The organism is Methylibium sp. Root1272, from assembly GCF_001425905.1.
Classification (GTDB): Bacteria; Pseudomonadota; Gammaproteobacteria; order Burkholderiales; family Burkholderiaceae_C; genus Methylibium.
In genome coordinates this window covers 70022-92340 of sequence record NZ_LMDY01000002.1, presented here as the reverse complement: position 1 = coordinate 92340, position 22319 = coordinate 70022, and the positions used below count along the sequence as shown (strand labels likewise).

Annotated in this window: 22 protein-coding genes and 1 pseudogene; 3 read left to right on the top strand and 20 right to left on the bottom strand. The window is 68.7% G+C overall.

Translation table 11 applies throughout. From position 1 onward, the window contains the following. Positions 1-45: 45 nt before the first annotated feature. Positions 46-258 (bottom strand): annotated as a pseudogene (locus ASC67_RS21240) (hypothetical protein); the annotation flags it as partial. Between ASC67_RS21240 and ASC67_RS21235 the strand changes: the two are divergent. Beyond that, positions 169-711, top strand: coding sequence for a hypothetical protein (locus ASC67_RS21235; protein WP_404932829.1), 543 nt, complete (start codon positions 169-171; stop codon positions 709-711). The pseudogene ASC67_RS21240 and the gene ASC67_RS21235 overlap by 90 nt on opposite strands. Before the next feature lie 151 nt (positions 712-862). On the opposite strand, the gene ASC67_RS20850 is transcribed toward ASC67_RS21235, so the two are convergent. The 6 genes from ASC67_RS20850 to ASC67_RS03830 form a co-directional block, all read right to left on the bottom strand. Continuing rightward, on the bottom strand, positions 863-1015 hold the full coding sequence (locus tag ASC67_RS20850) for a hypothetical protein (protein WP_164481703.1): 153 nt from the start codon (positions 1013-1015) through the stop codon (positions 863-865). 13 nt (positions 1016-1028) lie between these two features. After that, on the bottom strand, positions 1029-2660 hold the full coding sequence (locus tag ASC67_RS03850) for an MFS transporter (RefSeq protein ID WP_235566214.1): 1632 nt from the start codon (positions 2658-2660) through the stop codon (positions 1029-1031). A gap of 216 nt (positions 2661-2876) precedes the next feature. Beyond that, positions 2877-3542, bottom strand: coding sequence for a 2-hydroxychromene-2-carboxylate isomerase (locus ASC67_RS03845; RefSeq protein ID WP_056315305.1), 666 nt, complete (start codon positions 3540-3542; stop codon positions 2877-2879). Beyond that, positions 3539-3748, bottom strand: coding sequence for a DUF1289 domain-containing protein (locus ASC67_RS03840; protein ID WP_056315303.1), 210 nt, complete (start codon positions 3746-3748; stop codon positions 3539-3541). Before ASC67_RS03840 ends, ASC67_RS03845 begins: the two co-directional genes overlap by 4 nt. Next, positions 3745-4242: a YbaK/EbsC family protein gene (locus ASC67_RS03835; RefSeq protein ID WP_056315301.1), complete on the bottom strand. Its 498-nt coding sequence runs from the start codon at positions 4240-4242 to the stop codon at positions 3745-3747. Before ASC67_RS03835 ends, ASC67_RS03840 begins: the two co-directional genes overlap by 4 nt. Beyond that, complete coding sequence (locus ASC67_RS03830; RefSeq protein WP_056315300.1) at positions 4239-5162, bottom strand: hydroxymethylglutaryl-CoA lyase; 924 nt, start codon at positions 5160-5162, stop codon at positions 4239-4241. The genes ASC67_RS03835 and ASC67_RS03830 overlap by 4 nt, the downstream gene beginning before the upstream one ends. A gap of 145 nt (positions 5163-5307) precedes the next feature. Between ASC67_RS03830 and ASC67_RS03825 the strand changes: the two genes are divergently transcribed. Next, entirely contained in the window at positions 5308-5742 is a 435-nt protein-coding gene (locus ASC67_RS03825) for a hypothetical protein (protein ID WP_056315298.1), read from the top strand. A gap of 14 nt (positions 5743-5756) precedes the next feature. Here ASC67_RS03825 and ASC67_RS03820 read toward each other — a convergent pair whose 3' ends face one another. From ASC67_RS03820 to ASC67_RS03800, 5 genes are all read right to left on the bottom strand, one after another. Further along, positions 5757-7796: an acetyl/propionyl/methylcrotonyl-CoA carboxylase subunit alpha gene (locus ASC67_RS03820; protein WP_056315296.1), complete on the bottom strand. Its 2040-nt coding sequence runs from the start codon at positions 7794-7796 to the stop codon at positions 5757-5759. A gap of 115 nt (positions 7797-7911) precedes the next feature. After that, the gene (locus tag ASC67_RS03815; protein WP_056315422.1) at positions 7912-8556 is read right to left on the bottom strand and encodes a DUF4126 domain-containing protein; all 645 of its coding nucleotides are present in this window, start codon (positions 8554-8556) and stop codon (positions 7912-7914) included. Between the two features lie 8 nt (positions 8557-8564). Next, complete coding sequence (locus ASC67_RS03810; RefSeq protein ID WP_056315294.1) at positions 8565-9356, bottom strand: enoyl-CoA hydratase/isomerase family protein; 792 nt, start codon at positions 9354-9356, stop codon at positions 8565-8567. A 40-nt stretch (positions 9357-9396) separates the two neighbouring features. After that, positions 9397-11019, bottom strand: coding sequence for a carboxyl transferase domain-containing protein (locus ASC67_RS03805; protein WP_056315291.1), 1623 nt, complete (start codon positions 11017-11019; stop codon positions 9397-9399). Positions 11020-11042: 23 nt separating this feature from the next. Beyond that, entirely contained in the window at positions 11043-12218 is a 1176-nt protein-coding gene (locus tag ASC67_RS03800) for an isovaleryl-CoA dehydrogenase (protein WP_056315289.1), read from the bottom strand. A gap of 233 nt (positions 12219-12451) precedes the next feature. Between ASC67_RS03800 and ASC67_RS03795 the strand changes: the two genes are divergently transcribed. Then, positions 12452-13168 carry a TetR/AcrR family transcriptional regulator gene (locus ASC67_RS03795; protein WP_056315287.1) on the top strand — a complete coding sequence of 239 codons (717 nt, stop codon included), beginning with the start codon at positions 12452-12454 and terminating at the stop codon, positions 13166-13168. Positions 13169-13180: 12 nt separating this feature from the next. On the opposite strand, the gene ASC67_RS03790 is transcribed toward ASC67_RS03795, so the two are convergent. The 8 genes from ASC67_RS03790 to can form a co-directional block, all read right to left on the bottom strand. Next, positions 13181-13789 (bottom strand): 2-hydroxychromene-2-carboxylate isomerase, encoded by a 609-nt coding sequence (locus ASC67_RS03790; protein WP_056315285.1) that lies wholly within the window; start codon positions 13787-13789, stop codon positions 13181-13183. Between the two features lie 40 nt (positions 13790-13829). Further along, positions 13830-15839 (bottom strand): TRAP transporter large permease subunit, encoded by a 2010-nt coding sequence (locus tag ASC67_RS03785; protein ID WP_056315283.1) that lies wholly within the window; start codon positions 15837-15839, stop codon positions 13830-13832. Continuing rightward, positions 15836-16456: a TRAP transporter small permease subunit gene (locus tag ASC67_RS03780; protein ID WP_056315280.1), complete on the bottom strand. Its 621-nt coding sequence runs from the start codon at positions 16454-16456 to the stop codon at positions 15836-15838. The genes ASC67_RS03785 and ASC67_RS03780 overlap by 4 nt, the downstream gene beginning before the upstream one ends. An 88-nt stretch (positions 16457-16544) precedes the next feature. After that, positions 16545-17663 (bottom strand): TRAP transporter substrate-binding protein, encoded by a 1119-nt coding sequence (locus ASC67_RS03775; protein WP_056315278.1) that lies wholly within the window; start codon positions 17661-17663, stop codon positions 16545-16547. A gap of 169 nt (positions 17664-17832) precedes the next feature. Beyond that, complete coding sequence (locus ASC67_RS03770) at positions 17833-18486, bottom strand: LysE family translocator (RefSeq protein ID WP_235566213.1); 654 nt, start codon at positions 18484-18486, stop codon at positions 17833-17835. Beyond that, entirely contained in the window at positions 18483-19667 is a 1185-nt protein-coding gene (locus ASC67_RS03765; protein WP_056315275.1) for an acetyl-CoA C-acyltransferase, read from the bottom strand. Before ASC67_RS03765 ends, ASC67_RS03770 begins: the two co-directional genes overlap by 4 nt. A 20-nt stretch (positions 19668-19687) precedes the next feature. Continuing rightward, a complete protein-coding gene (gene aceK / locus ASC67_RS03760; RefSeq protein WP_056315274.1) occupies positions 19688-21547 on the bottom strand; it encodes a bifunctional isocitrate dehydrogenase kinase/phosphatase in 1860 nt (619 codons plus the stop codon). Next, positions 21547-22218: a carbonate dehydratase gene (can, locus tag ASC67_RS03755; protein ID WP_056315272.1), complete on the bottom strand. Its 672-nt coding sequence runs from the start codon at positions 22216-22218 to the stop codon at positions 21547-21549. Before can ends, aceK begins: the two co-directional genes overlap by 1 nt. Between the last annotated feature and the right edge of the window lie 101 nt (positions 22219-22319).

Below are 22319 nucleotides of genomic sequence, written 5' to 3'. Positions count from 1 at the left end.
CCCGCCGCCACGCTTGAGCGACACCTCCAGCGCCTCGACGACGCGCGACTTCTCGGTGCCTTCCAGACGGAAGCGGTCGGCCACCACGTCGAGCAGCTTGCGCGGCCCGGTCGGCGTGGCGATCTCGCGCTCGGCCTGCACGCGCGTGTAGCCGCTCGCGGCGAGCCATTGCTCCACGTCGGCTGCGGTCGCGCTTGCCGGCAACTCGACCGGGAAGGTGATGACGAGGCGCTGGCCGGGTGCGGCGCGCTGCTGCAACTCGCGGTAGATCGACTCCGGATCGTCCTCGCGCACCGGCTTCGCGGTCTGCCGGTCGAACAACTGCGCGGCGCGCGCGAACAGCAGCTTCAGGTGGTCGTTCAGCTCGGTCATCGTGCCGACCGTGGAGCGCGAGGTGCGCACCGGGTTGGTCTGGTCGATCGCGATGGCCGGCGGCACGCCCTCCACGTGGTCGACCGCCGGGCGGTCCATGCGGTCGAGGAACTGGCGCGCATAGGCGCTGAAGGTCTCGACGTAGCGGCGCTGGCCCTCGGCGTACAGCGTGTCGAACACCAGGCTGGACTTGCCCGAGCCGCTGGGCCCGGTGACGACCGTCAGTTCTCCCGTGTGGAGGTCCAGATCGAGGTTCTTCAGGTTGTGCTGGCGTGCGCCGCGAATGCGGATCACGCCGGGAGGACGTTGACCGTTCGACATGGGGGTCCCGGAGGGTGAGGCCGAAGATTCTGGCAGTCACCGTCGCGGACCGTGCGGCACGCCGGCTTGTCGCAGCCGGGCCTGGGGGCTTGCCAGCCAAGTACGGCCCGAAAAGAAAAACGGCGCGCTGCCGAGGCAGCGCGCCGTTCAACCCGGAGTGCGGAGCGGGTCAGTACCCGCTGGACGAGGCGGCCGGAGCGGCCGGCGGCGGCACCTCGATGCCGTGCTTCTCTCCGCTCAGGTCGATGTCACCGCCGCTCTTCATCAGCACGTACATGGCGACGGCCGCGAAGGCGATGAATCCGAGTGCGATCTTCCACATGGTCTTGGGCTCCTCAGTCCTTGGCGTAGATGTCGACGTCCTTGGTCTCGCGGACGAAGAACAGGCCCACGACGAAGGTGATGCCGGCAATGATGATCGGGTACCAGAGGCCGTTGTACATGTTGCCGGTCTGCGCCACGATCGCGAAGGCGGTGGTGGGCAGCAGGCCGCCGAACCAGCCGTTGCCGATATGGTACGGCAGGCTCATCGAGGTGTAGCGGATGCGGGTCGGGAACATCTCGACCAGCATCGCGGCGATCGGCCCGTAGACCATGGTGACGTAGATCACCAGGATCACCAGGATGCCGACGATCAGCGGCTTGTTCATCTTCGCCGGATCGGCCTTGGCGGGGTAGCCGGCGGCCTTCAGCGTTTCAGCGACGGACTTCTTGAACTCGGCGTCCTTCGCCTTCGCCTCGTCGGGCGGGAGGCCCTTGGAGCTGTAGCTCTGGATGACGGTCTCGCCGACCGTGATGGTCGCGGGCGTGCCCGCGGCGTGGGCCACGTTGTCGTAGCTCACCGAACCGGCGGCCAGCACCTGCTTGGCGATGTCGCAGGAGCTGGTGAACTTGACGGTGCCGGTCGGGTTGAACTGGAACGAGCACTCGGCCGGATCGGCGTGCACCAGCACCTTGTTCTTCGCCTGGGCGGCGGCGAGGTCGGGGTTGGCCGCCCCGGTGAGCGCCTTGAACAGCGGGAAGAAGGTCAGCGCGGCGATCAGGCAGCCGGCCAGGATGATGGGCTTGCGGCCGATCTTGTCCGACAGCGAGCCGAAGACGATGAAGAACGGCGTGCCGATCAGCAGCGAGATCGCGATCATGATGTTCGCGGTGGCGCCATCGACCTTCAGCGACTGCGTCAGGAAGAACAGCGCGTAGAACTGGCCCGTGTACCAGACCACGGCCTGGCCGGCGGTCAGGCCGATCAGCGCCAGGATCACGATCTTCAGGTTCTTCCACTGGCCGAAGGATTCGGTCAGCGGCGCCTTGGAGGTCTTGCCCTCTTCCTTCATCTTCTTGAAGGCGGGCGACTCGTTCATGCTCAAGCGGATCCACACGCTGATCGCGAGCAGGAAGATCGAGAGCAGGAAAGGCACACGCCAGCCCCAGTCGGCGAACGCCGCTTCGCCGATCATCGTGCGGGTGCCGAGGATCACCATCAGCGACAGGAACAGGCCCAGCGTCGCCGTGGTCTGGATCCACGAGGTGTAGGCGCCGCGCTTGCCGTGCGGCGCATGCTCGGCCACGTAGGTGGCGGCACCGCCGTACTCACCGCCGAGCGCCAGACCCTGCAGCAGGCGCAGACCGATCAGGATGACCGGTGCGGCCACGCCGATCGCGGCGTAGTTGGGCAGGATGCCGACGATGAAGGTCGACAGGCCCATGATCAGGATGGTGACCAGGAAGGTGTACTTCCGGCCGATCATGTCGCCCAGACGGCCGAAGAAGATCGCGCCGAACGGTCGCACGATGAAGCCGGCGGCAAACGCCAGCAGCGCGAAGATGAACGCCGAGCCGGCGTCCAGCCCTGCGAAGAACTGCTTGGCGATGATGGCCGCCAGCGATCCGTACAGATAGAAGTCGTACCACTCGAAAACGGTTCCGAGCGAGGAAGCGAAGATGACCTTCTTTTCCTCAGCGGTCATCGGGCGCGCAGCAGCGCTACTGGGTAGAACGGCAGCCATGGGTTGTCTCCTCCATTGAGCTTGGTCGGTCGCCACGGAATGCAGCGTGCCCCGGAGGATGACGGTCGGCTCTGACCCGCTTCTGACGCGAAACCAACCGCAACTGACAACCCGAGGGTGAACCCGCGGCTTTATTTTTGCGATGTGAGAACAGTTCCGAAATTTCTATGGGGGGTTTCACCGAACTCGCTGAACGCCGTCTCCCACGGCGACCGCCGCGCTCCAGCGCTGCTCGAAACCCTCCGCACCGCGCAGGCCGTCAGCCACCATGTCCAGTGCGTCGAAACCCCAGAACAGGCGCGACGGCGCGGCGGCCTCCGGCCCGTGCCCCGGCAGTTCGAGCGTGGGCACCCCGAAGACGCCGCGCGCGATGGCAGCATCGGTGTTGGCCCGCAATTCCTGCTTCACCGTGTCGGAGCGTGGATCACGTGCGGGTTGCAGGCGTGCCTCGAGCTCGGCGAGCCGCCGGGGTTCATCGACCACCGCCCCGCCCGTCCACACGTGGCGCAGCACCGCCTCGCACTGGTGTCGATTCGCCAAGCCGCCCTGACCGCACGCGACCAGCAGGCGCAGCAAGGGCAGCGGGTTGAACGGATGGACCGCCGGCATCTGCAGCTCGATGCCATGGCGGTGCGCCAACCACAGCACCTGGCGGTAGGTCCAGTCGCGCTTCGGGCCGATCTCGGCCGGGCCGAGCTGGCCCCAGCGCTGCAGCAGGCCGGCGAACAGCACCGGCCGGTAATCGACCACGTAGCTGCAGCCTTCGAGCGCCTGCGGCAGGCGCTCGAAGGCGAGATGGGCGTAGGGCGAGATCGGGTCGAACCAGAAGGTGATCGGTGTCATCCTGCAGACTCCTCCGGCTTGCGCCGCTGATCGAGTTGCAGCCAGACGGCACGCTTGCCGGCATCGTCGAGGCGCGACCAGATGGCGATCTCGTCGATCGTCCGGTAGCAGCCCTCACACCAGCCGCTGGCCGCATCGATGCGGCAGATGTCGATGCACGGCGAGGCCACCGGTGATACGTCGTCTTCGATCGGCGTCGAGCTCATGACTGCACCACGTCGGCCACCGGCGCGGCCGTCAGCTGTTCCAGCGCCTGAGGGCTCAGCGCGAACACGCCATTGGGATGGCCGGCCGCCGCCCACACCTCCGCAAAGCGGAACAGTTCGCGGTCGATCAGCGTGACGCAGGGCGAGGCGTGGCCGATCGGCGACACGCCGCCGATCGAGTAGCCGGTGCGCGCCTTCACGAAGTCGGCGTCGGCCCGACCGACCGGACCGACCAGCGCGGCCACCTTCTTCTCGTCGACGCGCCGGTCGCCGGACGTCACGACCAGCACCGCCACATCGTCGGCGCGACGCCGGAAGATCACGCTCTTGGCGATCTGGCCGAGTGCGATGCCCAGCGCATCGGCCGCCTCCTGCGAGGTGCGGGCGGCCACGTCGAGCCAGCGCGGCGTGTGCGCGTGGCCGCGCTCGGCCAGCAGCTGCGTGACACGGCGGAAGCCTTCGGGCCGCTGGTCCAGCGATGCGTGGTCGCTCATGCCGGCACCGCCCGCTTTGCCAGCACCGCGTTCGCCACCCGCGATACCGGCTTGCGACCCAGCACGCCGGAAATGTGGGCTGCGGTGTCCACGAGTGCATCGAGATCGATGCCGGTGTCGATGCCCAGCCCGTGCAACAGGAAGACCACGTCCTCGGTCGCGACATTGCCGGTCGCGCCCTTCGCGTAAGGGCAGCCACCGAGGCCGGCGACGCTGGCGTCGAAGCGGTACACGCCGAGTTCGAGGCAGGCGTAGATGTTCGCCAGCGCCTGGCCATAGGTGTCGTGGAAATGGCCGCTCACCTCGGCGAGCGGGTAGTGCTTCAGCGCACGCTCCATCGCCGCCTGCACCCGCCGTGGCGTGCCGACGCCGATGGTGTCGGCCACGCCGACATGCTGCACGCCGATGCCCTGCATCAGTCGCACCACCTGCTCGACGCGGTCGGGCGACACCTCGCCTTCGTAGGGGCAGGCGAGCGCGCAGGAGATCGCGCCGCGCACCTTGATGCCGGCCTCGCGCGCCGCGGCGACGACCGGCGCGAAGCGCTCGATCGATTCGGCGATGCCGCAATTGATGTTCTTCTGGCTGAAGGCCTCGCTCGCGGCACCGAACACGACGACCTCGTCGGGCCACTCCTTGCGGTCCGGCCGCAGCGCCGCCTCGAGCCCCTTCAGGTTCGGCACCAGGACGCTGTAGCGCACGCCGGGCCGGCGGCGCAGGCCGGCCAGGACCTGCGCGTTGTCGGCCATCTGCGGCACCCATTTCGGGCTGACGAAGCTGGTGACCTCGATCTCGCGCAATCCGGCGGACTGCAGCCGATGCACCAATTCGATCTTGTGCTCTGCAGCGACCGGCTGCTTCTCGTTCTGCAGACCGTCCCGCGGACCGACGTCGACCAGCGTCACCCGGCTCGGCAACATGTGTGGTTCCTCACAAACATTTGACGGTGCATTTCGGTGCACTGACGGGCACCCCGTGAACGAGCGGACCGCTCTCCCCATTGTGCGGGATGGGCGTGACGACACCGGTAACGCACCATGCTCTCAACTTCCGGGGTTCGCCGCGATGTCCACCACCTTCACCCGCCTTCAGCTCGCCACCCGCATCCACTTCACGCTGCTGCGCACGCTGGGCGAAGGCATCGACGTGGCCCGCATGCTGCGTCAGCGCCACTACGCCGACGAGGTGGCGAGCGTGTGCCGCAGCCTCAGCGACTACGCCCTGCATGAACTGGCCGATCGCTTCGAGGACGCCACCGCCGCCGAAGACATCAAGATCCACATGGAAGTGGCTGCGCGAGAAACGCGCGCGGCGCTGGCGCAGATCCCGCGCCGTGCGCCGGTCGCGCAGCAGGAACTCGCGTGGTCGCAGGACACCAGCGGCTTCGGTCTGAGCCGTCCGCTCCCTGCACTGGACAGCGTGCCGGCGCGCAGCAGCCGATTCTCGCCCTCGAACTGGCTGGGCATCGGCCGCGATCGCCAGGACAGCACCGCCCCCTGAGGACGCCGACCGGCTCATGCGGTGGCGGTGCCGGCCGTCGCCGGCTCGAAATCCAGCAGCGCCTCGCCTTCGGCGACCTGCTCGCCGGCAGCGAAGCGCAGGCCCTTGACGACGCCGTCGCTCGGTGCGTTCAGGGTGTGCTCCATCTTCATCGCCTCCATCACGGCCAGGGCCTGACCGCGTCGTACACGTTCGCCGGCACCCACCAGGAAGCCCACCACCTTGCCGGGCATCGGTGCCGTCAGGCGGCCGCCCTCGGCAGCGGCATCGCCCGCGTGGGCGAGCACGTCCACCTCGCGAACCCAGGCCGATCCGTCGGGCGTGAACAGGGCCACGTTCTCGCCGACCGCATAGGCCGACAGGACCAGCCGGCGCTCGCCGAGCAGCACGTCGTGGCGATCGCCGTCGAGCGGCCTCGCTTCGAAGGCATGCGCCGTCGCGTCGACCTGCAGCTGCATCGCACCGTCTCGCGATCGATGCAGCGATGCGCGCAGGTGCGCGCCGGCGTGGTCGATCTCGAAGCGCCGCAGCGCGCTGCCGTGCAGGCGCCAGCCATCGCGGCGTGACCACGGGTCGGCGTCTTCGCCGACACGCTCCTGCGCGAGGGCGTGCGCGACGACGCCGGCAGCAACCAGCGCCGGCGCCAGCGCCGGCGCATCGAACAGCAGCGCGCGCTCGCGCTCGATCAGTCCGGTGTCGAGATCGGCCCCGGCGAACGACGGGCTGCCGACCACGCGGCGCAGGAAGGCCACGTTGTGCTGCGGCCCGACCAGATGGGTGTGCGCGAGCGCCCGGTCCATGCGCGCGAGCGCCTGCTCGCGGTCCCGGCCCCAGACGATGAGCTTCGCGACCATCGAGTCGTAGTGCGGCGTGATCGCGTCGCCTTCGCCGACACCGGCGTCGATCCGCACCGCGGCCGGTTCGGCGCCGGCTTGCGCCCCGCCGGCCGTGCGCTCGAAGGCCACATGCGCCGGCCAGCGCAGCACCTGCAGCCGGCCGGTCGACGGCAGGAAATTCGCATCGGGGTTCTCGGCGCAGATGCGCGCCTCGATCGCATGGCCGTGGATCCGCAGCTCGTGCTGTTGCAGCGGCAAGGGCTCGCCGGCGGCGACGCGCAACTGCCACTCGACGAGGTCGAGCCCGGTGATCGCCTCGGTCACCGGATGCTCGACCTGCAGCCGCGTGTTCATCTCCATGAAATAGAAGCGGCCGTCGGGCTCGGCGATGAACTCCACCGTGCCGGCCCCGACGTAGCCGACCGCCTGCGCGGCCGCCACCGCCGCCTCGCCCATCGCGCGACGGCGCGCCTCGGTCATGCCGGGCGCCGGCGCCTCCTCGAGCAGCTTCTGGTGGCGGCGCTGCACCGAGCAGTCCCGTTCGAACAGGTAGACGCAGTGGCCGTGGGTGTCGCCGAACACCTGGATCTCGATGTGCCGCGGCTTCTGCAGGTAGCGCTCGACCAGCACGGCATCGTCGCCGAAGCTGCCGAGGGCCTCGCGCTGGCAGGAGGCGAGGGCTGCATCGAACGCCGATTCTTCGGTCACCACGCGCATGCCCTTGCCGCCGCCGCCGGCGCTGGCCTTGATCAGCACCGGGTAGCCGATGCGAGCGGCTTCGCGCCGCAGCAGCGCCGGGTCCTGGTCGGCGCCGTGGTAGCCGGGCACGAGCGGCACCCGGGCCGCTTCCATCAGGCGCTTGGACTCGGCCTTCAGGCCCATGGCGCGGATGGCTGACGGGGTGGGGCCGATGAAGACGATGCCGGCCGCGGCGCAGGCCTCGGCGAAGCCGTCGTTCTCGCTGAGGAAGCCGTAGCCCGGGTGCACCGCCTGCGCGCCGGTCGCGATCGCCGCCTCGAGGATGCGGTCGGCGCGCAGGTAGCTGTCGCGCGGTGCGGCGCCGCCGATGCGGACCGCTTCGTCGCAGGCCTTGACGTGCCGCGCGTTCGCGTCGGCATCGGAGTACACGGCGACGGTCGCGATGCCCAGGCGGCGCGCGCTCGTGGCCACGCGGCAGGCGATCTCACCGCGGTTCGCGATCAGGATCTTCTTGAACATCTTGCCCCCGCGGCTCGATCGCCTGCACGCGCTCCGCGCGCCAGGCSATCTGACTTCGTCGCTGCGCCGCTTCGCGGCTGGTCACCSCGRTTCGCGATCAGGATCTTCTTGAACATCAGCGGAACTCCGTCGCCGTGGCCGACGCCGCACCGAGCAGCATCTTCAGCCGTGCCCACACCCGCGCCAGGAACTTCGACAGCACCCACACGAGGATCAGCATGCCGACGAAGGCCACCGCCACGCCGACGATCGCCAGCACCGGGTGCTCGAACGCGAGCCACAGCATCGACGGCACCGCCAGATCACCCAGCAGCGACATGCCGATGTTCGAGAACGGCTCGGGCGAGGTGTTGACCGCCGCGCGCGTGGTCGCCTTGGCGACGTGGCTGGTCGCGGCCAGCGTGCCGCCCAGCAGTGCCGCCAGCGCCGCGGCGGTGGCGTGGTCGGCGCCGAACACCGAGGCGGCCAGCGCCGCGCCGGCGGGGATGCGGATGGCGGTATGGATCAGGTCCCACAGCGAATCGAGCCCGGGGATCTTGTCGGCGAAGAACTCGACGAACAGCATGAAGCCGCTGCCCGCCAGCATGGCCGGGTGCTGCAGCAGTTGCAGGCCGGGCGGCAGTTGCACCCAGCCGGCATAACCCACCAGCCCGGTGATCGCCAGCACCGCGTAGAGCCGCAGGCCGCTGGCCCAGCCCAGCGCGGCGGCCAATGCGATCAGGTGGGTGGTGTCGAGCGCATTCACGGACGGCAGTTCCATCGTCTCGCTCACCCCTGCCAGTGCGGCTTGCGCCTGCCGAGAAAGGCCTGCACGCCCTCGCGGCCGTCGTCCGATGCGCGCGCGTCGGCGATGAACTCGACGGTGCGCCCGATCAGCGCTGCGTCGAGCGGCTGAGCCGTGATCTCGTGCAGCAGGCGCTTGCAGGTGGTCAGCGCCTGCGGGCTGGCGGCGAGCAGCGCCTCGACGAGCGCCTGCACACCCGCATCCAGCCTCTCGGCAGGCACGGCTTCGTGCACCAGGCCCAACCGCAGCGCCGTCGCGGCATCGAAGCGTTCCGCCGTGAGCATGTAGCGCTGCGCTGCGCGTGCGCCCATCGCGCGGACCACGTAGGGGCCGATCGTCGCCGGCACCAGCCCGAGCTTCACCTCGCTGAGGCAGAACTGCGCCGTGTCCACCGCCACCGCGAGATCGCAGGCCGCCACCAGGCCCACGCCGCCGGCATAGGCATCGCCCTGCACGCGCGCGATCGTCGGCTTGCGGCAGGCGGCGATGCTGCGCAGCATCTCGGCGAGGCCGGCCGCATCATCGAGGTTCTGCGCGCGCGTGTAGTCCGCCATGCGGCGCATCCAGTGCAGGTCGGCGCCGGCGCAGAAGGCCGGCCCCTCGGCGGCCAGCACGACGACGCGCACCGCGTCGTCGGCGTCGAGCGCGCGGAAGGCCTGCGTCAGCGCGGTGATCACCTCGTCGTTGAAGGCGTTGCGCACGTCGGGGCGGCACAGCGTCACCTGCGCCACGGCGGCGGCCGGTCGGCTCAGGCGGACGGTCGTGTCGGAGCTCATGCGGCGTGACCCTGGCTGTGCGGCATCGCGGCGCCCTCCATCACATGCGGAACACGCCGAACTTCGCGTCGGGGATCGGCGCGTTCAGGCTGGCGCTCAGGCCGAGCGCGAGCACGCGGCGCGTGTCCGCGGGATCGATGACGCCATCGTCCCACAGCCGGGCGCTGGCGTAGTAGGGGTGACCCTGGGTCTCGTACTGTGCGAGCAGCGGCGCCTTGAAGGCCGACTCGTCCTCGGCCGACCAGGTGCCGCCCTTGGCCTCGATGCCGTCGCGCTTCACGGTGGCCAGCACGCTGGCGGCCTGCTCGCCGCCCATCACCGAGATGCGCGCGTTGGGCCACATCCACAGGAAGCGCGGCGAATAGGCGCGGCCGCACATGCCGTAGTTGCCCGCGCCGAAACTGCCGCCGATGATCACGGTGAACTTGGGCACGTTGGCGCAGGCCACCGCAGTGACCATCTTCGCGCCGGCGCGTGCAATGCCTTCGTTCTCGACCTTGCGGCCGACCATGAAGCCGGTGATGTTCTGCAGGAACACCAGCGGAATCTTGCGCTGGCAGCACAGCTCGATGAAATGCGCGCCCTTGTTGGCACTCTCGGAGAACAGGATGCCGTTGTTCGCCACGATGCCGACCGGCAGGCCCTCGATGTGTGCGAACCCGGTCACCAGCGTGGCGCCGTAGCGCGCCTTGAACTCGTCGAACTCGCTGCCGTCGACGATGCGGGCAATGACCTCGCGCACGTCGAAGGGCTTGCGCGTGTCGGTCGGGATCACGCCCAGCAGTTCGGCCGCGTCGTAGCCCGGCGCCACCGGCTCGCGCTGCATCGGCGCCTGCGGCTTGCGATGGTTGAGGTGGCCGACGATCTGGCGCGCCAGCGCCAGCGCATGGGTGTCGTTGCGCGCCAGGTGGTCGGCCACGCCCGACAGTCGGGTGTGGACATCGCCCCCGCCCAGGTCCTCGGCCGTCACCACCTCGCCGGTCGCGGCCTTCACCAGCGGCGGGCCGCCGAGGAAGATCGTGCCCTGGTTCTGCACGATGATGGTCTCGTCGCTCATCGCCGGTACGTAGGCGCCGCCGGCGGTGCAGGAGCCCATCACCACGGCGATCTGCGGGATGCCGTCGGCGCTCATCGTCGCCTGGTTGTAGAAGATGCGACCGAAGTGGTCGCGGTCCGGGAACACCTCGTCCTGGTTCGGCAGGTTGGCGCCGCCGCTGTCGACCAGGTAGAGGCAGGGCAGCCGGTTCTGCTGCGCGATCTCCTGCGCGCGCAGGTGCTTCTTCACGGTCAGCGGGTAGTAGGTGCCGCCCTTGACGGTGGCGTCGTTGCACACGATCACGCACTCGACGCCGGCGACACGGCCGATGCCGGCAATCACGCCGGCGCACGGCGCCGCATCGCTGCCGTCGACGTCGCGATAGACGCCCATCGCCGCCAGCGGGGCGATCTCGAGGAAGGGCGTGTCCGGGTCCAGCAGCAGCTCGACCCGCTCGCGCGGCAGCAGCTTGCCGCGCGCCACGTGCCGCGCGCGCGCGGTCTCGCCGCCACCCAGCGCGATCTGTGCGAGCTTCGCGCGCAGGTCGTCGACGCCGCGGCGCATCGCGGCCGCATTGGCCTTGAACTCGTCGCTGCGCGGATCGAGGCGGGACACCAGGGTCGACATCGCGGAACTCCTTCGGCCAGGGGTCAGGCCGACTCGGCGAACAGTTCGCGGCCGATCAGCATGCGCCGGATCTCCGAGGTGCCGGCACCGATCTCGTAGAGCTTGGCGTCGCGCCACAGCCGCCCGGCCGGGTACTCGTTGATGTAGCCGTTGCCGCCCAGCACCTGGATGGCCTCGCCGGCCATCCAGGTGGCCTTCTCGGCGGCGTAGAGGATGGCGCCGGCCGCGTCCTTGCGCAGCGAACGGCTGTGGTCGGCGCGATCGCAGGCCTGGCCGACGGCGTAGACGTAGGCACGGCAGGCCGAGAAGGTGGTGTACATGTCGGCCAGCTTGCCCTGCATCAGCTGGAACTCGCCGATGCTCTGGCCGAACTGCTTGCGGTCGTGCACATAGGGCAGCACCAGGTCCATGCAGGCGGCCATGATGCCCAGCGGCCCGGCCGACAGCACCGCGCGCTCGTAGTCCAGGCCGCTCATCAGCACCTTGACGCCGCCACCCTCGAGGCCCAGCACGTTGTCGACCGGCACCTCGCAGTCCTCGAAGAACACCGGGTAGGTGTTGGAGCCGCGCATGCCCAGCTTGTCGAGCTTGCTGCCGAAGCTCAGGCCCTTGAAACCCTTTTCGACGATGAGGGCCGTCACGCCCTTGGCGCCGGCCTCGGGCTCGGTCTTGGCATAGACCACCATCGTGTCGGCGTCGCCGCCGTTGGTGATCCACATCTTGGCGCCGTTCAGCACGTAGCGGTCGCCGCGGCGCTCGGCGCGCAGCTTCATGCTGACCACGTCGGAGCCGGCGTTGGGCTCGCTCATCGCCAGCGCGCCGACATGCTCGCCGGACACCAGCTTCGGCAGGTAGCGGCGCTTCTGCGCGTCGCTGCCATTGCGGTGCAGCTGGTTGATGCAGAGGTTGGAATGCGCGCCGTAGGACAGGCCCACGGCCGCGGAGGCGCGCGAGATCTCCTCCATCGCCACCATGTGCGCCAGGTAGCCCAGGCCGGTGCCGCCGTAGGCCTCGTCCACCGTCATGCCGTGCACGCCCAGGTGGCCGAGCTTGCGCCAGAGGTCGGCAGGGAACAGGTTGTCGCGGTCGATGTCGGCCGCGCGCGGTGCGATCTCCTGCTGGGCGAAGTCGCGCACGCTGTCGCGCAGCATGACCAGCGTGTCGCCGAGGTCGATATCGAGGCCGGTAAAGCTGGACATGGCGGTCGCCTCCGTGACGGCGGAAGCTCGGTGCGACGGGCCGGGGCTCGCGCATTCATGAGTTCCGCTCAATATTGACAATCATCGCCTGCCGACCCGATCGAGCCTTCAGGAAATCAGCGTTCAGTCTAGGTGGTCGACACGATCGAATCAAGTATTAATTGAGCTTTACTCAACATTAACGATCCCCGACAATCCCGCCTGCCCTCCTCCACGCCCCTGCAACCGCGCCGATGAACAGTCCGCCCGCTCTCGCTCCTCCACGCCGACGCGCGCCGGCCAGCGCCAAGTCCGAGCAGCGCGTGCGCGACATCCTGCGCGTCGGCCGCGACGTGTTCTCCGAACGCGGCTACGAGCACGCCACGACGACCGAGATCGCACAGCGCCTGGGCATCTCCGAAGCCACCGTCTTCACCTACTTCCATGGCAAGCGCGAGCTGTGCACGCGCGTGATCGAAGACTGGTACGACGAGATCATCGCCGTCATCGAGGCCGGCCTGCCACGCCAGCGCGACACGCGCGCGCAGCTCGAGTTCTTTGTGCGGACCCATCTGCGGCTGTTCCTGACGCAGGGCACCGGGCTGTGCGCGCTGGTGCTGTCGGAAGGCCGCTCGAAAGGGCAGGAAGCCCTGGGCGACGCCTTCGCGCCACTGCAGCGCCGCTACACCGCGCCGCTGATGGACCTGCTGGCGCGTGGCCAGGCCAGCGGCGAGATCCGCCGTGACGTGCCGCTGCGCCTGCTGCGCACCATGGTGCTCGGGCCGATGGAACACCTGTTGTGGGAGGCCGTGCTGCAGCAAAGGCCGATGGACGCCGACGAGACGGCGAGCGGGCTGCTCACGGTGCTCTACCCGGCCATCCAGGCACCGAAGGCCGAATTGGCCGCGTTGCGGCGTCTGCGCGCCGACATCGAGCTCGCGCTGCAGGGGGCCGGCAGCGCGAGCGCCTGACGGCGCCACCGCTCAGAACGGCCCGCTCGCGAGCCAGCGCTCCAGCTGCCCCCGCCGGTCGTTGCCCCAGAACAGCTCGCCGTCGACGATGAAGGACGGCGCACCGAACAGGCCCGCCGCGATCGCGGCGTCGTTCTCGGCCTTCAGCTTTGCCTTCCAGACCGGGTCGCCCCAGGCAGCCTCGGCCGCGTCGGCGTCGAGCCCGGCTTCGGCACACAGCGCCTTCAGCTGTGCCGGCACGTCGAGCGCCACGCCACGCGTGAAGTAGGCGCGCAGCCCGGCATGCGCCCAGGCCGCTGCTCGCGCGGGGTCGCGGTCGGCGAGCCACCAGAACACGCGCGCGGCGTTCTGCGTCGGGATCGGGAACGGCTCGGGCAACCGGTACGGCACGCCCTCGAAGCGCGCCGATCGCTGGAAATCGACCAGCGCGTACTCGCGCTTGACCGGGTAGGACACCGGACTCTTCAGCTCGGCCGCCTGGAAGGTGGCACCGAGCAGGATGGCGTGCCAGCGCACGGTGCGGCCGTGGCGCGCGGCCACCGCCTCGACCCACTCGCTGGCGATGTAGGAGTAGGGCGAGGAGAAGTCGAAATAGAACTCGACCGGGCTCCTCGCGTTCATCGCCACACCGCCGTGGTGCCGCCGGCGCGCGCCCCCCCGATCACTTGTACAGCACCTGCGGCAGCCACAGGCCGATCGCCGGGAACTGGTACAGCAGGATGATCGCGATGACCTGGATGCCCATGAAGGGCAGCATGCCGGCGAAGATCTGGTTCAGCGTCACGTGCTTCGGTGCCACGCCCTTCAGGTAGAACGCCGCCATCGCCACCGGCGGGCTCAGGAAGGCCGTCTGCAGGTTCAGGGCCACCAGCAGGCCGAAGAACAGCGGGTCGACCCCGAAGTTGTCGAGCAGCGGGATGAAGATGGGCATGAAGATCACGATGATCTCGGTCCACTCCAGCGGCCAGCCCAGCACGAAGATGATCACCTGACTCAGCACGAGGAACTGGGTCTTGGTGAGGTTCATGCCCAGCACCCAGTTCTCGACCAGTTCCTGGCCGCCCAGCAGCGCGAAGGCCGCCGAGAAGATGGCCGAGCCGACGAACAGCCAGCACACCATCGCGCTGGTCTTGGCGGTGAGGAAGACGCTCTCCTTCACCACCGTGAAGTTGAGCTGCCGATAGGCTCCCGCGAGGAGGAAGCCTCCAAGCGCACCGACCGCCGCAGCCTCGGTGGGCGTCGCCAGGCCGAAGACGATCGAGCCCAGCACCGCGATGATCAGCACCAGCAGCGGGAAGAAGCTCGACAGCAGCATCTTGAAGACTTCGAGCCGGTTGAAGCTGAGCAGCGAGTAGTAAGCCAGCATCGCCACCGCCCCCACCGCCAGGCCGATCCAGTAGCCCTGCGGCGCCGGCTTGGTAGTCGACGCGGCATCGCCCGCGGCGGCGGCGGCGGTAGCGGCGGCGGGAGGCGTGGCCACGGGGGACGCAGCGTCGGACGCCGTCGCCGGAGGCGTTTCCAGCGCGGCCCCGCTGGCCGACTCTGCCGCAGCAGCCGCGGGCGGCTCCTGCAGACCTCCGGACGACGGTGGCTCCTGCAGCCCGCTGCCCTCTTCGCTCGGCGGGGGCTGCAAGCCGCCCGTGCCTTCCGATTCGGTGGCGCTGCCGGCACCCATCTGTTGCAGTTCCGAGAAATCGTCGGCCGGTGCGACGCGGGTCACGGTCTGGTAGCTCCAGAGCGACACGGCAGCGAACAGGATCAACGGCAGCAGCGCGATGGTCAGTTGCTTGAGCAGGAAACCCGTGCTCACGGCCTGGTTGCGCTTGCCCTTCAAGGCGCCCAGCAACCACGGCAGCGCACGGCCCTCGCCGCTGGCGCCCGCGCTCTGCAGCGGCTTGGGCAGTGGCACGAAGCGCTGAGCGGCCGTCAGCGGGGGCATCAGCGCCGGCTTGATCTTGGCGAGGATGATCACGTAGAGGATGTACAGGCCGGCCAGCATGATCCCGGGGAAGAAAGCTCCGGCATACAACTGCACCACCGACACGCCGGCGGTCGCGCCGTAGACGATCAGCAGCACCGACGGCGGGATCAGGATGCCCAGGCAGCCGCCGGCGGTGATGGCCCCGGCCGAGACCCGCACGTCGTAGCCGCCGCGCAGCATCTGCGGCAGCGCCAGCAGGCCCATCAGCGTGACGACCGCCCCCACGATGCCGGTCGCGGTGGCGAACACCGCGCAGGTCACCAGCGTGGCGACCGCCAGCGAGCCGGGCACCCGCGCCAGGGCCAGGTGCAGGCTGCGGAACAGCTTCTCGATCAGGTTGGCCCGCTCGACCAGGTAGCCCATGAACACGAACAGCGGGATCGAGATCAGCACGTCGTTGCTCATCACCGCGAAGGCGCGCTGCACCATCAGGTCGAGCGTCTGCTTCATCGCGCCGCCCGTCGTCTGCCCGCCGGAGTGGTAGGCGAAGAAGGCGAACAGCATGCCCATGCCCATCAGCGTGAAGGCGGTGGGAAAGCCCAGCATGATGGCCACGACCACCAGCGACAGCATCAGCAGGCCGTAGTGGCCGTTGGTCATGGTGTCGACGCTCAGCACCATGCCCATCGCCGCCGCGATGATGATGGCCATCAGCGTGAAGCCGAACCACAGTTCCTTGCGCAGCTTCATGACTTGCCGCCTTCCTTGACGACGAACTTGTCGAGCGCTTCGATGTCGGCGTCTTTCACGTGCACCATTTCCTTGAGCTTGTCGACGTCGACCTCCTCGACGTCTTCTTCGCGCGATGGCCAATCGCCGTCACGCAGGCAGATCACGCAGCGCACGATCTCCACCAGGCCCTGCAGCAGCAGCACGCCACCGGCGAAGGGGATCACGAACTTGAAGGGATAGACCGGCAACGGATCGGCGTTGAAGGTCTGCTCGCGGATGGAGAGCGAATCGTTGAAGTAGAACCAGCCGGCCCAGGTGAGCGCCACGATGCCCGGCAGGAAGAACACGAAGTAGAGGACCAGGTCGATCGTGGCCTGGGTGCGCGGCCGGAAGAAGCCGTAGAGCACGTCGCCGCGCACGTGGCCCGCCTTGCTCAGCGTGTACGCGCCGGCGCACATGAAGAGCACGCCGTACAGCATGATCTGGGCGTCGAGCACCCAGGCATGGGGCTTGTTGAGCACGTAGCGGGAGAACACCTCCCAGCTGATCAGCATGGTCAGGCCCACCACCGCCCAGGCAAACAGCTTGCCGATCCAGGTGGAGAAGCGGTCGATCGCCAGCAGCAGGTTCTGCATCAGGCTTCCTAGAAAAAAACGTCCGGACAAACGAGCGGGGGCGCCGCTGCGCGGCGCCCCCGGATTGTCGCTTCGATCGCGAGGGCGCTCAGGCCTTCTTGGCGCTGAAATAGTGGTTGTAGGCCATCTTGAAGTCAACCGTGTAGTCGTTCCACCATTGGCCGGCGCGCGCGGCGAAGGCCTTCTGCGAATCGATCACCTTCTGGAACAGCGCGTTCTCGCCGCCCTTCTTGGCGATGATCTTGTCCCAGGCGGCGAGCTGCGCGCGCAGGATCGCATCGGGCGTCTTGTAGAACTTGACGCCGGCCTTCTTCAGCTCGGCGTAGTCGAGCGAATTGCGGTGCGCGGCCTTCCAGCTCATGTCGGCACTGGCGGCCTGCACGCCGTAGTCGACGATCGCCTTGAGCTCGGCCGGCAGTGCCTCGAGCTTGCCCTTGTTGAACAGGATCTCGAACTGCTCGCCGCTCTGGTGGAAGCTCTGCAGCATGCAGTTCTTCACCACGTCGGGGAAGCCGAGCAGGCGGTCGGAGCTGGCGTTGTTGAACTCGGCGCCGTCGATCAGGCCGCGGTCCAGCGCCGGCACGATCTCGCCGCCCGGCAGCGGGTTCACCGCCGCGCCCATGTCGGTGTACATGTCCACCGCCAGGCCGACGGTGCGGAACTTGGTGCCCTTGATGTCCTCGAGCTTGCCGATCGGCTTCTTGAACCAGCCGAAAGGCTGCGTCGGCATCGGGCCGTACAGGAAGGACACGACGTCCATGTTCAGGCTCTTGTAGATCTCGGCCAGCAGCTCCTTGCCGCCGCCGTAGTTGTGCCAGGCCAGCAGCATGTTGGGGTCCATGCCGAACGACGGGCCCGATCCCCACAGCGCCAGCGCCGAGTTCTTGCCGTAGTGGTAGGCCACGACGCCGTGCCCGCCGTCGAGCGTGCCCTTGTTGACCGCTTCCAGGAGCTGGAAGGCCGGCACCACCGAACCCGCCGGCAGCACCTCGATCTTCAGGCGGCCACCGGCCATGTTGTTGACCTTGGTGGCGAAGTCCTGCGCGTACTCGTGGAAGATGTCCTTCGAGGGCCAGGTGCTCTGGAAGCGCAGCGAGGTCGTCTGGGCGACCGACACCATCGGGGCAGCCATCGCGGTGGCGCCGACGGCACCTGCGGAAGCCTTCTTGAGGAATCGACGACGTTGCGGGGCGGTCTTCTGGGTCATGGGCATCTCCTGATTGGGCACGAAACGACGGGTTCTCGACAGCGAACCCGGGTCTGTTTGAAAGCTTGCCGATGGTAAGGAGCGGCCTCGCAGGGCGCCGCTGTCGTTAACCCCATACGTAGTTCCCGCAACGCAGCCGGGCCGTCCGCGCACAGGAAAAGGGCGTACCTCAGCCTGGGCCGCGGGCAGTCGCGAGGCGCGCCGCGAGCAGTACGAACAGCCCGCCGCCGAGCCCCTGCAGCGCCCGCCGCAGCGATGGCGCGACGCGGCCCCGCACCCGATCCGTCAGCAGGGCGACGAGCAGCAGCCAGCTCACGCCGCTCAGGTTGAACAGCAGGCCCAGCAGCAGGAAGGCCGGCAGCGGTCGGCCCGCGTGCACGTCGACGAACTGCGGCACGAAGGCCAGAAAGAACAGCCCGACCTTGGGGTTCAGAAGGTTGGTCAGCAGCCCGGCGGTGAACGACTGGCGCAGCGTCGGGAGCGGCGCCACCGCCTGGTCCGGTGCCACGGCCGTGGCACCGGACCCACGCCACGCCGCGCGCAGCATCTGCAGGCCCAGCCACGCCAGGTAGAGGGCGCCGGCCCACTTGAGCCCGTCGAAGGCCCAGCGCGATGCGGCCAGCACCGCCGCCACGCCCAGCGCCGCCGCGACCGCATGGCCCATGCAGCCGAGCCCGATGCCGAAGGCGCCCGCCACGCCATGGCGCCAGCCGCCGCGCGCGCTGCGGCTCATGACGTACAGCGTGTCGGCGCCGGGCGTGAGGTTGAGCACCAGGCTGGTCAGCATGAACAGCCCGAGGTCGTGGATGCCGAGGGCGATCAAGGCAACTCGACCGCCAGCGCCGTGGCCTCGCCGCCGCCGATGCACAGCGCCGCCACGCCGCGCTTGAGGCCGCGCCGTCGCAGCGCGCCGAGCAGCGTCACCACGATGCGGGCGCCCGACGCGCCGATCGGGTGGCCCAGCGCACACGCCCCACCGTGCACGTTGACCCGCTCGTGCGGCAGCTCGAAATCGGCCATCGCTGCCATCGTCACCGCAGCGAAGGCCTCGTTGATCTCCCACAGTTCCACGTCCTGCACGGCCCAACCGGTCTTCTGCAGCACCTTGCGGATCGCACCGGCCGGCGCGGTGGAGAACCAGGCTGGCGCCTGCGCATGCACCGCATGCGCGCGCACCACGGCGATGGGTGCGAGGCCGCGCGCGAGGGCGGTGGAGGCACGCATCAGCACCAGCGCCGCGGCGCCGTCGGAGATGCTCGACGAGGTGGCGGCGGTGATCGTGCCGTCCTTGCCGAAGGCCGGCTTCAGCGCCGCGATCTTGTCGAGCTTGGCCTTGAAGGGCTGCTCGTCGCGGTCGACCGCCACGTCGCCCGCCCGGCCGGCCAGCGTGACCGGCGCGATCTCCCAGTCGAAGCTGCCGTCGTTGTGGGCTGCGATCGCGCGCTGCGTCGACGCCACCGCGAAGGCGTCCATCGCCTCGCGCCGGAAACCGTAGGAGCCGACGCACTGCTCGGCGAACACGCCCATCGACTTGCCGCGCTCGTAGGCGTCCTCCAGGCCGTCGAGCGCCATGTGGTCATAGAGCACCGCCGCGCCGTACTTGAGGCCCTTGCGCACGAAGCTCAGGTGCGGCGCATTGGTCATGCTTTCCATGCCGCCGGCCACCACGATTTCGGCCGAGCCGGCCACCAGCATGTCGTGGCCGAACATCATCGCGCGCATGCCGGAGCCGCACATCTTCGACAGGGTCACCGCACCGGCCGCATCCGGCAGGCCGGCCTTGCGCGCCGCCTGGCGGGCCGGGGCCTGGCCCTGGCCCGCCATCAGGCAGTTGCCCATCAGCACCTCGTCGACCGCATCGCCCGGCACGCCGGCGCGCTCGACCGCGGCACGGATCGCGACGGCGCCCAGCTCCCAGGCCGCCAGCGGCGCCAGGTCGCCGAGCAGCCCGCCGATCGGCGTGCGCGCAGCCGACACGATCACGACCGGATCATCGTTGGACATGGCAAGGCTCCTTCACAAGATCAGATGGGGTTGTGGCCCAGTTGAGTGGTCGCCGATGCCGGATGCAGCGACACCGCCTCGGCGTCGAGGCTGCCGAAGCCCAGCCCCAGCGGCCGGCGGAAGCGCTTGTGCGGATCGTAGGGGAAGACGTCGTGCACGTAGCCGCCGGCGATGCGGTCCTTGCGGCCCTGCCAGAACGCCGGGTCCAGCAGTTCGGCGTGGTGCTGCATGAACACCTCGCGCACCGTCGGGTTGCCGAGCAGGAAGGGACCGAAGGTCTCGGGGAACACGTCCTTCGGGCCGACCGAGTACCAGACGTCGCCCGACATCTCTTCCTCCTCGTTGCGCGGCTCGGGCACCTTGCGGAAGTTGCAGTCGGTCAGGTACTCGATCTCGTCGTAGTCATAGAACACCACCTTGCCGTGGCGCGTGACGCCGAAGTTCTTCCACAGCATGTCGCCGGGGAAGATGTTGGCCGCCACCAGGTCCTTGATGGCGTTGCCGTACTCGATGACGGCGTGCTTCATCTGCTCGGACGTGGCCTCCTGCAGGTAGATGTTGAGCGGGATCATGCGCCGCTCGATGTACAGGTGCTTGAGCACCAGGCTGTCCCCCTCCTCCTCCAGCAGGCTGGGGCAGAAGTGGCGGATCTCCTCGATCAGCTCGGGCTCGAAGCGCTGGCGCGGGAAGGCCACGTTGCTGTACTCCAGCGAGTCGGCCATGCGGCCGACGCGGTCGTGCGTCTTCACCAGCTGGTACTTGCTCTGGATCAGTTCGCGCGAGGTGTCCTTCTGCGGCGGATAGAAGTCCTTGATGACCTTGAAGACGAATGGGAAGCTCGGCAGGTCGAACACCAGCATCACCATGCCCTTGATGCCGGGGGCGATGCGGAAGCTGTCCGAAGAGTGGCGCAGGTGATAGAGGAAGTCGCGGTAGAACTGGTTCTTGCCCTGCTTCTGCAGGCCCAGCGCGTTGTACAGCTCCCAGCGCGGCTTGCGCGGCATCAGCGAGCGCAGGAACTGCACGTAGGCCGACGGGATCTCCATGTCGACCAGGAAGTAGGCGCGCGCGAAGCTGAACAGCAGCAGCAGTTCGTCCTCGCCGAACAGTGCGGTGTCGATCGTCAGCAGCTCGCGCGAGTTGTGCAGCACCGGCAGCGCGAAGCCGGTCTCGCGGAAGCCGTTGATCACCTTGCCGACGATGTAGGCGCCCTTGTTGCGGAAGAACAGCGAGGCCAGCACCTGGATCTGGAAGTTGGCGCTGAGCTTGACGTCGCCGAACTGGTTACGAAACGCCTGCAGCACGTAATCGATGTCGCGCCCCAGGTCCTCGAACTCTCGTTGGAGCTGGTAGTTGTCGACGATGCGCAGCAGCGTCTCGCGCAGCCCCTCGGCCGAGCCCGGGCGACTGGGGTAGTAGGCACGGTAGGTCGGCAGCGAGGCCGGTTCCTCGTTCTCGATGTATTCGGTGCTGACCGCCGGGCGCACGAAGATGAAGTCGTTGCGGAAGTAGCTGCGGTGCAGGATCTTCGTCGTGACCGAGTTGAAGAAGGTCTCGGCCAGCTCGGGCTGGTGGTGGTTGATCAGCAGGCCGATGTAGTACAGCTTCACCTGCTGCCAGGTCTCCTCGGACAGCGAGCTGGCGCGGAACTCGTTCTCCAGCCGCTCCGCGGCCTCGTCGACGCGCAGGTCGTAGAACTCGATGCGCTCGCGCTGCGCGCGCTGCTGGCCGTGCCAGTCGGCCATCTCGAAGCGCTGCTTGGCCTCGGCGCTGGTCTGGCGGAACAGCTTGTAGTGGCGGTTGAAACCGTCGAGCAGCGCCTGGGCGATGTCGAAGGCGCGCGGGTCGTTCAGGGTCGTGACGAAGGCGCTGCCGGCCATCAGGCGACCCCCCGGGCGTCGTAGCGCGCCTTCACCGTGGCGAGCGCCCGTGCGTAGGCGGGGGCCACCGCGTCGGCGTTGTCGACCGTCATCGTCAGGTCCTCGAGCAGGCCGTTGTGCAGGCCGTAGAACCAGCCGTGGATGACGACCTGCTGGCTGCGCTGCCAGGCGTCCTGCACGACCGTGGTACTGCACAGGTTCAGCGCCTGCTCGACGACGTTGAGCTCGCACAGCGCGTTGACGCGGTCGACCTCGCGCACCGTGTCGAGCCAGGCGTTGTGCTTGTTGCGCACGTCCTGCACATGGCGCAGCCAGTTGTCGGCCACGCCGACGCGGCGGTTGGCCAGCGCCGCGGCCACGCCGCCGCAGCCGGAGTGGCCGACCACGATCAGGTGCTGCACCTTCAGCATGTCGATCGCGAACTGCACGACCGACAGGCAGTTGAGGTCGGAATGCACCACCACGTTGGCGACGTTGCGGTGCACGAACAGCTCGCCGGGCAGCAGGCCGACCAGGTCGTTGGCCGGCACCCGGCTGTCGGCACAGCCGATCCACAGGTACTGCGGCGACTGCTGCTTGAGCAGCCGCGAGAAGAAGCCGGGTTCGCGCACCTCGGTCTGCTTGGCCCACTCGCGGTTGTTGTCGAACAGCTCTTTCAGGTCGGTGGTCATGCGTCGGCTCCTCGTTTGCCTCAATTTTACGCAGGCGCCCCGTGACGCGTCGGCGACCGACCTGTCCCGGCGTTTGCGTTAACGTGCCACCGGACTTCACG